This window comes from Methanobrevibacter sp., assembly GCF_045644645.1.
Classification (GTDB): Archaea; Methanobacteriota; Methanobacteria; order Methanobacteriales; family Methanobacteriaceae; genus Methanocatella.
Map to the genome: position 1 here is coordinate 1 of NZ_JAZRHE010000032.1, position 9,279 is coordinate 9,279.

Sequence of the window (9,279 nt, forward strand, 5' to 3'; positions counted from 1 at the left end):
TTCCATAATGTTTTTCAGGGTTTGGGTGCCGACAAATAATCTGCATCCAAGTTTGTCTTTGCCTTTGCATACAATCCCTATTGGCGCTGCATTTTTTACACCGTCCTTGCTCATGGTAGTGTAAATCCCTTCATATTTCTGTCCTTCTTCAATTCCTATATCTGTCAAATCAATACCCATTTTATCATCCTTATTAATTACATCTTCAATATAATGTCTATTAATTAATCTAATTAAAAATTATTGCCAAAACATTATATCACATTAGTTTCCCCCATCAGATTATTTACCTAATTCATCACAAATAATGACTTTAAGGATATGAGAAGAATATTGGAGCCTCAACTAAAAGACAATCTGAACTTAAAATGTAAAATAAAATAAAAATATTGTTTTATTAATTTAAAAAACTTCTTAAAAGGGATTTTCCAGCATACTATACAAAATATAATGTAGTTTTAGCTCATACACTATAATATTTCACCCATCTCCCATTAATAATTTCACAGCCAAATCGGACACTATTTTACACAATAATAAGCGCATAAAAGAAACAATAACAAAAAATATTTACTTATAGTGTTTTACTAAATGTTTGTACCCAAATATTCATCAATCCAATTTTTGTAGAATGATGTTAAATCAACTATTTGATAGTATTCTTCTTTAAATATTTCTATTAATTCGTTTAAATTTTCATATATCGATTTATATATTTTGCATTTGATTTAACACCATATATCTTCGATTGGATTTAAATCTGGACAATATGGCTGTAAAAATATTAAGTTCATGTTTAATATTTCACATGCTTTTTCGACGATTTTAGCGTGATGTATTCTAGCATTATCTAAAATTAGGTTAATTCTTTTCTCTTTTGAGTTTATTTTAATTATTTGGGGATTTATAGTTTCTTATCAAAGTTCATACCTAATGAGTTCATATTAATTGATGTGAAAAAAATATTCTCAAAAAAAAGTAAAGATGATTAAATGGATTCGGTCATCCGTCCCTATCAATCTTTTTAAAGGCTAAAGGATATATGGCAAGCATTATGAAAGTGCATAGAGAATACACAATACATTTAACCATGTCAGTATCGCCTGCAAATTTCGGGATTAAGATAAAAAGCAATACAAACAATATGACTGCTCCAACAAGCCTGACTATTGCATCCCTTCTGCTTTTAGGATTTTCGAAGTTAACATATTTTTCCTCAACAAGAAATCCTAATGAAATTCCCAAAATCAATGCCACATACTTAATATAACTTATTTCAGAACAGAACAATACGCCAACCAAAGACAGAGCGATAATAGCCAAATAGAGATATACCCTATTTTCAATCTTGTCGTAAATACGAGACAATATTAAGATTAACGCCAAAGCAATGATGAATCCCACAATAGTATCTGTCGGAAAGTGAACGCCTAATCCGACCCTTGAAAGAGCAACAATCAAAACTCCAACCAATCCAATAGATATATATTGAATATTCCTGACGTATATCGGAATTGCCAAAAACAGGTTGGTTGCCATCATCGTATGTCCGCTTGGAAACGAATATCCCTGGATTTTAAAGTCAAGAGGATTCTGGTCAGCCACATTTGCATGAATGCACTTGATTTTATCAACAACTGCATATGGTCTTAAACGTGCAACGGCCACTTTGATAAATTCGCAGCACACACCAGCCACACCCAACGAAAGCAATGTGAATTTACCCCAATCCTTGTTGTATGCCAAATAGATTGAAATGAATAGCAATGCAAGGACATTTTTAGAGATAACCTCTGCAATAACTCCAAAGAATCCTAATACGAAACCTGGAAGAGAATTTTGCAGAAATAGTATCAGAGAAACTTCCCACGGAAAATAAAAAAATGTTTCAAACATACTATTAACTATATATTATATTTAATAAAAAGATTACTTATCGGAGAAATAATTAAAAGAATTATACCCGTATACTATACAGAATATAATGTACTTTTAGCTCCTACACAATATTTTACAGACATTAACTAAATATTTTACGGGAATCCAATCAACATATTAATAGAATTATTTTTTAAAAACATTAGTAGAGTTAATCGAAACTTTATATAGCAATTAAAAAATAAATATAATGTAGACATTATCGGTTACTGTATGATAGTGCCATTTATATCTTTAAAATGAACAAAAAAATCATCAAGTAATCTTTCAACAAATTCTTAAAGTTTTAATATTTAACTCTAAATGGGATAAATATTTTACTGAAAATGAAAATAAATAATAAATAACAAATTACATTGTGAGAAAATGAATATGAATTTAGACAACAGGATGCAGTTACTGATTTTATTTACTTTGGCCACTAGCATATTAACCATAGCTCAAGGTATAATCACAACAGGCGTTGTTTATTTGATGAGCGATTTTTCTGTCTCATCAACACAGGCACAGTGGTCCTATTCTGTTTTCCTGCTTGTTGTTGGAGTTATGATTCCATTAAGTGCATTCATATCCCGTAGATTTAATGCAAGAATAATATTTTTCTTTTCATTGGTCACGTTTCTTTTCGGGTCGGTCATATGTTACTTTTCAACTTCCATGATGATGCTGATTGTAGGCAGAATAATTCAGGCTATTGGAAACGGGGTTATGATGCCTTATGTTCAGATTTTGCTTTTAAGGATTATACCTGAAGAGAAATGGCAGACATATATGGGTTTGTATGGTCTGGTTATTGCAATAGCTCCTGTTGTAGGCTCTTTTATTGGAGGCTTTGTCATAACATTGTATGGCTGGAGGACATTGTTTTTATTTTTCACAATATCCTCACTGATTCTGATAGGTTTAGGCTTATTCTTTGTAAAAGACAATGCACCTACTGAAGATTATCCTCTTGATTATCTGTCCGTATTGCTATCAGTTATCGGATGTGGTGGAGTGATGCTTGGTTTTACAAATATTGCGGATTACGGTTTCACCCATTATTTTGTAATTGTGCCTATAATCGTTGGAATCATTGCTCTGATATTGTTTGTAAGGCGTCAGCCTGGATTGAACAGTCCGCTGATTAACACATCCATTTTAAAAAACAGGTATTTTTCAGTAGGTACAATTTTTAGTTGCATTCTCTTTTTCGCTTTGAATGGATGCACTGCACTTGTTCCGATATTCATTCAGGGAATTGCCTATAACTCTGCTATCATTTCCGCTTCAGTCCTGTTTCCTGGAAGTCTTTTGATAATTGCATTTAATTTCATAGGCCCTCTTCTTACAAATAGAATTGGCATCAAGAAGGTTCTCATTATCGGTTGTATTTTATCAATGATCGGATTTGCAAGCATGATGTTTTATACTCAGGATTCCTCTTTTGAATTCATGATGATAACTCAGGCAATACGTTATATGGGTGCGGGAATGGCATTGATGCCTGCAACAACATGGACTTTGACAATGGTGTCTGATAAGGTGGAAGACGGAACTGCAGTCAACAATACCTTAAGGCAGATTTTTGCAGCTATCGGCTCATCAATGCTTGTCGTGATGGTGGCTGTTTTAGCGGGCGGTGCTATAGAGCATAATTCTGTATCAGTTGTTGCATTTAATCAGGTTTCATTCATTTTGCTCCTGTTACATATTGTCATGCTTGTTTTGGCTATTGTTTATATTGATGATAAGGAAAAGATTGAAAAATTATCATAAATCAAAATTGGGAAAAAAATTTCTTGTAAATTTCATCCCCCGGCATTTTCTATTTTGTTTGTTTATATTTACTGTATAATAGTGCGGCAAGAGTCGATATCACTAATATAAATATACTAATTAATATAATGGATAAATCAGTAAATACAATGCCTTTATAAAAGTACTCGATAAAAGTCATAAACAGAGGGATAAAATACCATTGAGCAACATAAATTCCGGTTACATGTTTACTTAACGTTGTAAATCCATTACTGAGCATGTCCGGTAGAAATTCAGATATCTTCCAAAAAAACCCTAATAAACCATGAATTAAAATTATACATACTATTGCATCAAATGTTGTGATAAAATATGCGCGCGCATTATCACAGATAGATCCTGCCGGTACAGGAGATAAAGTACAAAGAATAAATATTAATGGAACAATTAAAAATACTGGCCATAATTTAAAGAACTGAGATTTATCTTTGGCTCTAATGAAATAACTTCCATAAACCATACCTGCTACTGGAAAGATAAACCAATTGAATAATGGAAATGCTGTACACTTGTGAAGAATGGTTCCTATAAAATATCCAAAGAAATAATTCAAGAAGACATTATTAAAATCAACAAAGCATACAAAACTTCCGATTATAGATAATACAATTGCCAGAATCAACATTTTTTCCTTAGAAAAATTAAATCTTTTAAGAATTCCAATCAGTATGAACGCAACTCCAGCAAATACTAAAATATCAACCTTAAACAATGACAATACTGCAATCGGAGCATTAGAAGTATTTAACATATGACCTAAAACATTTGGGATTAATTGTGTTCCAATATTTACAAAATATCCCAGCAACAATAATTGCACACCTCTTTTAATAAGAAGATTATATTGATTATGTCTTGAGAAAATAATACCTATTCCCATACAAAACATGAAAACAGGAGCAACAATGATTGCCGCAGCCTGATTAAAAATCAATTCAAATTCGGGAGTAATTAAAATGTTAGAGAAAGATGCAAAAACTATTACATGACAAAGAATCATGAAAATAACTGCCAATGTTTTTGCAATATCCAACTCCTTCTGCCTTCCGGTATTAACTTTTTTATCTGCCAGAAAATTCATTTTTAAACTCCGCAAAATAATAGTATATTTTTTCAACATTCAGTATGGCCATATTAGATTTTTATCAATAATAACATATAATTGTTGTCTGGACTGTCAATAGGTTAGCTCTTGTTTTTTTCAATACATGTATTTTATGCAATGATTCTTATTAGCATTTCAATAACAATATCCATCTTTTTAGAAAATATACCATTATATATAATCGTCATGGCTCCAATTATCCAGGGAATTGGACATGGGCTGTTTTCATCACCAATTACTATTAACCGCCGGTTTTTTGAATTGGAATTTTATTGACTAACTCTATTTTCAGTTTATTCTGAATCCATACTGCAATGAATATTGAAGTATATGATAATATCGAAAGACACAGAATAGTTAAATAAACATTTGTTCCTATTAGCGGATTAAGTAAAATGAAATAAATTTGCATAAACGGACAATTCAGCAGATAAATATTCATGGAACGAGATTCGCAAAAATTATAAAATCTTGACTTATTGAGCTTATCAGAAAAGGAAGTTCTTGAAAATGCCATGAATATGAAATAAAACAATAATGCACCTAAAATATTCCCAATATTATAAACAACAGCATTATCAATATTTAAATAAATTATTAACCCCAATACTGCAAACAAAGCCAATGAGATTAAGCAGTATATTTTTGAATTCCATTTCTCAATTTTTTCATTGAAATGATATAATAAAATTCCAACAAAAAAAGCAATGAAATAAGGACCTGATTGTGATATACAATAATAATTAATATCTGATAAAAATAATTCAATGCATGCTGCAGCAATAACTGTTAAAACACCAGCCACAATCAATTTTTTTCCATCCAAAAGATTTCTTATAATTATGAAAAATAATGTTGCCCAGAACAATGGAAATAAAAACCATAAATGATCCGTAAAAACTCCCATACACATTGCTAAAAAACCACTTACAAAATCAGTATGTAAAGGACGGCCCAAAGTAGGTATATCTAAAAAGGTATATAACGGAACAAGCCAAAGTGCACCATATATAAAATACGGCCAGATTAATCTTTTAACTCTATTTTTAAGCATCTCCCATCTACTACGGGGATGATTTCTTGTAGACAAAAGAAATAGAAATCCGGAACATAAAACTAAAGAAGGCACTAAACAGTCACCAAGAAATTCTGTTAATGCAATTACAGAAGGTGAAGCAATGCCTGCATTTAATGGTCAGAAAGGATTTGGATTTATATAAAAAAGCATACAATGATAAAGAATAACCAATAAAATAGCAAATGTTTTTGTTTCAGCTATGGCAATATTTTTTGTATAATTACTTGATTTGCCCATATATTTTAATTAATACTATCCACTATTTAAATTAAACTTGCTTTGGGGTTTATTTTAATGTGATATTAATTGACATGTTGATTATTTCATATAACTCTAACAAAGAATATAAAGTCTAAAAATCATTTAAAAGGGATTTTGCCCGTATACTATACAAAATATTTACTACTTTTCGCTCTCAAATTATAATATAAAACTAAGAAGCATATATATTTTTTATTCTTTTTATTTAACTCATATTACAGAAATTTTATTACTTATTTTATATCGCAATACGTCAAACTAATTATTTAACTAAATAAGAGACATAATCTGTGTACTAATTAAAAAGGCAATAAATATGGAAAAACCTATTGAAAACATCCCAATATATGACTTATGAATTAGAATCTATAAGGGTAAATTCCTTTTTGAGAATATTCAATTTCAAGCCATCTTTTAAGCAGCTTTTCAGAAATCTCATATTCACCACCTGCAAAGCGAATTAAATCCAAATTCTGCAATTTATTCAGTTTATCGCTTAATGAACCTGATTTTACATTTAATTTTCTAGCCAAGTCAATTCTTTTCAAGGGAGAATCAATCAATGCTATTATTATATCCTTTTCTTTTGTGGTTAGTCTGTTCCATTCGTTAATCAGATGGCTGACAATGAATGATATATTATTGTCAAATGCATCGATTACATTGTTTTCATCCAATTCCTGATTGGTCGGGAGTTGGCGTGCAAAAATATTAATGTAATATGGAATACCTGATGTGCATTTGTAAAATCTTTCAAAACCCTCCTTAGTGAACTTTAACTCAGGTGCCCTTTCTGTGAGGTAATTTTTCGTAGTCTGTTTAGAAAACGGATTGATATTTATTGTCAGCATCCTCCCACCAAATGCACCGTTTTGACCTGCAATTTCAGAGATTAAATTATCCTGCAATCCCATAGATCCGCTTAAAATATATGCAACGTTTCTCTGTTCAGTTACATATCCTCTGAAATTCCATAAAAATGATTCCAGATAAGTATTCAATTCCTTAATGACCTGAAATTCATCAATGATAATTATCATGCCGTCGATTTTATCTTTATTGTTGTCATATATTTCCTGAGGTAGTCTAAAAACAAAATCCCTATATCTTTCCAAATCCCTTTCAGTTCCAATAATCGGGATTGGAATGGAAATGTCAAAAGCACTTGCAACAACAACTTCTTTTAATTTGAAATTATTTGTTTTAAAAAATTTATTAATGTGATTTTTTAAAGTGTTTAATCCTTTCAAGTGTGCTTCTTCTACGATTTTTTGATAGTAAAAATCATACAACCCTTTAAGAGACATTTTATTCTTTTGATATGTTTGAGAAACACTGAAATCCATATATACAACAAGATAATTTTCATCCATAAACTGTTTGATCTTATTTAACAGAACAGTTTTCCCCACTCCTCTAATACCTGTCACTAAAATATCTGGTGCATTGTTTTCACTTGTAGAATTTAAAAGATTTGTCAGATTGCTTATTTCCTGTGTTCTGTTGAAAAATTCTTCATCAGTTAAAAATTTGCTTGTTCCCCAAGGCAAATTAGACATGATATCACCAAAATATAATTAACTTCAAATTATGTAATAATAAATATGTTAGACCAAGTATATAATGGTTTTTATATTACATAATAAGTTTTATATTACATATAATAGGTAATGGATTTTATGTTACATCAAATGAAACATGAATAAAAACAATATATAAAACCAATATTCTGCAGCAATATACGTTACTGCAACCCATATTTTCTTTTAATAAGGATGTGTCAAAATTTGTTTAACAAATTTATCCTTATTCAATTTTTAAAATTCTATTTTTTCTATTAATTATTAAGTGTTAACATCAACATGCATAAATCTATTATTGAAAACAACGAATATGAAAAAAAGTTTGCGGAAATAATATAAAAAGAGGGATTATAATAATCCCTTAGAATGTTTATTCGGCAGGTACGCCGTTGATTAATAATTGGGTCAAGTAATTTTCTTTTCCAATCATTTTAATTAAGTCTAATTGTTGTTCACTCCAACCCATATCCTCTTCTTCATCCTTGAGATATACTTTCATTAAGTCATAGGTTGTTGCATCAAAAATTCCTGAATCCATCATTTCGTTTAATAATTTAATTCCTTCAACAGATACATTGTAGTCATGTTCAATGAATTCGATTATATCATTGAAGATTGGTTGTGCTTCCTGTGCTTCCTGTTTTACTTCTCCACCTAAATCAAGAATACGGTCGATGAATTGATCTACAAAGTCCATTTCTTCAGTCGCATGGGCTGCATATTTGTCCCCTAATGCTTGGAAACCTAGACCTGCAAATATTTTAGATTGGATTCTGTGTCCAAATGAATTTGCAGATAATCCAGTTACAATAAACTGTAATGTTTCAATTGTTTTTTCTTTATCAGACATAATTTTCACCTTAGTTAAATGACTTAAGACTCTTAAGTGTATAATTGAATATCTGAAATATACTATTTAAAATTAACGAATATGTTAGCCCACTCGGAATAGGAATGAACCATCTTCTTGAATTTTTCTGTGTCTTCTTCACTGTAATCCTCAAAAAATTTGGCTTCAAATTCATAGATTTCTTTTAATAGTGAAAAGATAATTAATTTGGCTTTATCAGTAACATTGAGAATCTTTTTAGACTTATTATTTTCATCAGATACACGATATACTAATTCATTTTTCTCAAGCCGCTTAATTATTTGAGCAACGTTAGCTTCCGAAACAAATAATATTTCAGACAATTCCCTTTGAGTCAAATTCGGATTATACTGAATGGTAACCAAATATGTGAAATCACGAGGAGTAATTTCAGGATAATTGTCTTTTAAATATTTGGTGTATTGAATGCTGATATAATCAATATATAGAACTACTGGTGTAAAAGGGATTCTTTCATCACCTGAATTTAAATCAATCATAAAAAAAACCACCAGTATATATTATGTATTTTAAGTCTTATAATTAATTCTTCAATAATTTTTCAAAGAATTTTCTCCTAATATAAAGGCAATATTGTGAAAAAAACTATACAAATATAAACACCCACCAAAAATAGGCTAAA

Annotated in this window: 9 protein-coding genes; 1 reads left to right on the forward strand and 8 read right to left on the reverse strand. The window is 30.1% G+C overall.

Translation table 11 applies throughout. From position 1 onward, the window contains the following. The 3 genes from ACKI4K_RS02155 to ACKI4K_RS02165 form a co-directional block, all read right to left on the reverse strand. The coding region (locus tag ACKI4K_RS02155) for a DUF447 domain-containing protein (RefSeq protein ID WP_407421827.1) at nt 1-180 on the reverse strand (180 nt) is incomplete at its 3' end. 548 nt (nt 181-728) lie between these two features. Continuing rightward, nucleotides 729-908 (reverse strand): transposase, encoded by a 180-nt coding sequence (locus ACKI4K_RS02160; protein ID WP_407421841.1) that lies wholly within the window; start codon nt 906-908, stop codon nt 729-731. A gap of 94 nt (nt 909-1,002) precedes the next feature. Then, the gene (locus ACKI4K_RS02165; protein WP_407421829.1) at nt 1,003-1,896 is read right to left on the reverse strand and encodes a phosphatase PAP2 family protein; all 894 of its coding nucleotides are present in this window, start codon (nt 1,894-1,896) and stop codon (nt 1,003-1,005) included. 408 nt (nt 1,897-2,304) lie between these two features. Between ACKI4K_RS02165 and ACKI4K_RS02170 the strand changes: the two genes are divergently transcribed. Beyond that, a complete protein-coding gene (locus tag ACKI4K_RS02170; RefSeq protein WP_407421831.1) occupies nt 2,305-3,696 on the forward strand; it encodes an MFS transporter in 1,392 nt (463 codons plus the stop codon). Between the two features lie 49 nt (nt 3,697-3,745). Here ACKI4K_RS02170 and ACKI4K_RS02175 read toward each other — a convergent pair whose 3' ends face one another. From ACKI4K_RS02175 to ACKI4K_RS02195, 5 genes are all read right to left on the reverse strand, one after another. Then, complete coding sequence (locus ACKI4K_RS02175) at nt 3,746-4,819, reverse strand: heparan-alpha-glucosaminide N-acetyltransferase domain-containing protein (RefSeq protein WP_407421833.1); 1,074 nt, start codon at nt 4,817-4,819, stop codon at nt 3,746-3,748. 265 nt (nt 4,820-5,084) lie between these two features. Beyond that, nucleotides 5,085-6,023, reverse strand: a complete 939-nt coding sequence (locus ACKI4K_RS02180) for an acyltransferase family protein (RefSeq protein WP_407421843.1) — start codon at nt 6,021-6,023, stop codon at nt 5,085-5,087. A 518-nt stretch (nt 6,024-6,541) separates the two neighbouring features. Then, nucleotides 6,542-7,741, reverse strand: a complete 1,200-nt coding sequence (locus ACKI4K_RS02185; RefSeq protein ID WP_407421835.1) for an AAA family ATPase — start codon at nt 7,739-7,741, stop codon at nt 6,542-6,544. A gap of 394 nt (nt 7,742-8,135) precedes the next feature. Then, nucleotides 8,136-8,615 carry a bacterioferritin gene (locus ACKI4K_RS02190; RefSeq protein ID WP_407421837.1) on the reverse strand — a complete coding sequence of 160 codons (480 nt, stop codon included), beginning with the start codon at nt 8,613-8,615 and terminating at the stop codon, nt 8,136-8,138. Between the two features lie 62 nt (nt 8,616-8,677). Further along, nucleotides 8,678-9,136, reverse strand: coding sequence for a MarR family transcriptional regulator (locus ACKI4K_RS02195; RefSeq protein ID WP_407421839.1), 459 nt, complete (start codon nt 9,134-9,136; stop codon nt 8,678-8,680). Between the last annotated feature and the right edge of the window lie 143 nt (nt 9,137-9,279).

Bases quoted from the DNA above. Each gene is read 5' to 3' on its own strand.
- ACKI4K_RS02195 (WP_407421839.1), bottom strand. From the start codon at position 9,136: ATGATTGATTTAAATTCAGGTGATGAAAGAATCCCTTTTACACCAGTA.
- ACKI4K_RS02190 (WP_407421837.1), bottom strand. From the start codon at position 8,615: ATGTCTGATAAAGAAAAAACAATTGAAACATTACAGTTTATTGTAACT.
- ACKI4K_RS02185 (WP_407421835.1), bottom strand. From the start codon at position 7,741: ATGTCTAATTTGCCTTGGGGAACAAGCAAATTTTTAACTGATGAAGAA.
- ACKI4K_RS02175 (WP_407421833.1), bottom strand. From the start codon at position 4,819: ATGAATTTTCTGGCAGATAAAAAAGTTAATACCGGAAGGCAGAAGGAG.
- ACKI4K_RS02165 (WP_407421829.1), bottom strand. From the start codon at position 1,896: ATGTTTGAAACATTTTTTTATTTTCCGTGGGAAGTTTCTCTGATACTA.
- ACKI4K_RS02170 (WP_407421831.1), top strand. From the start codon at position 2,305: ATGAATATGAATTTAGACAACAGGATGCAGTTACTGATTTTATTTACT.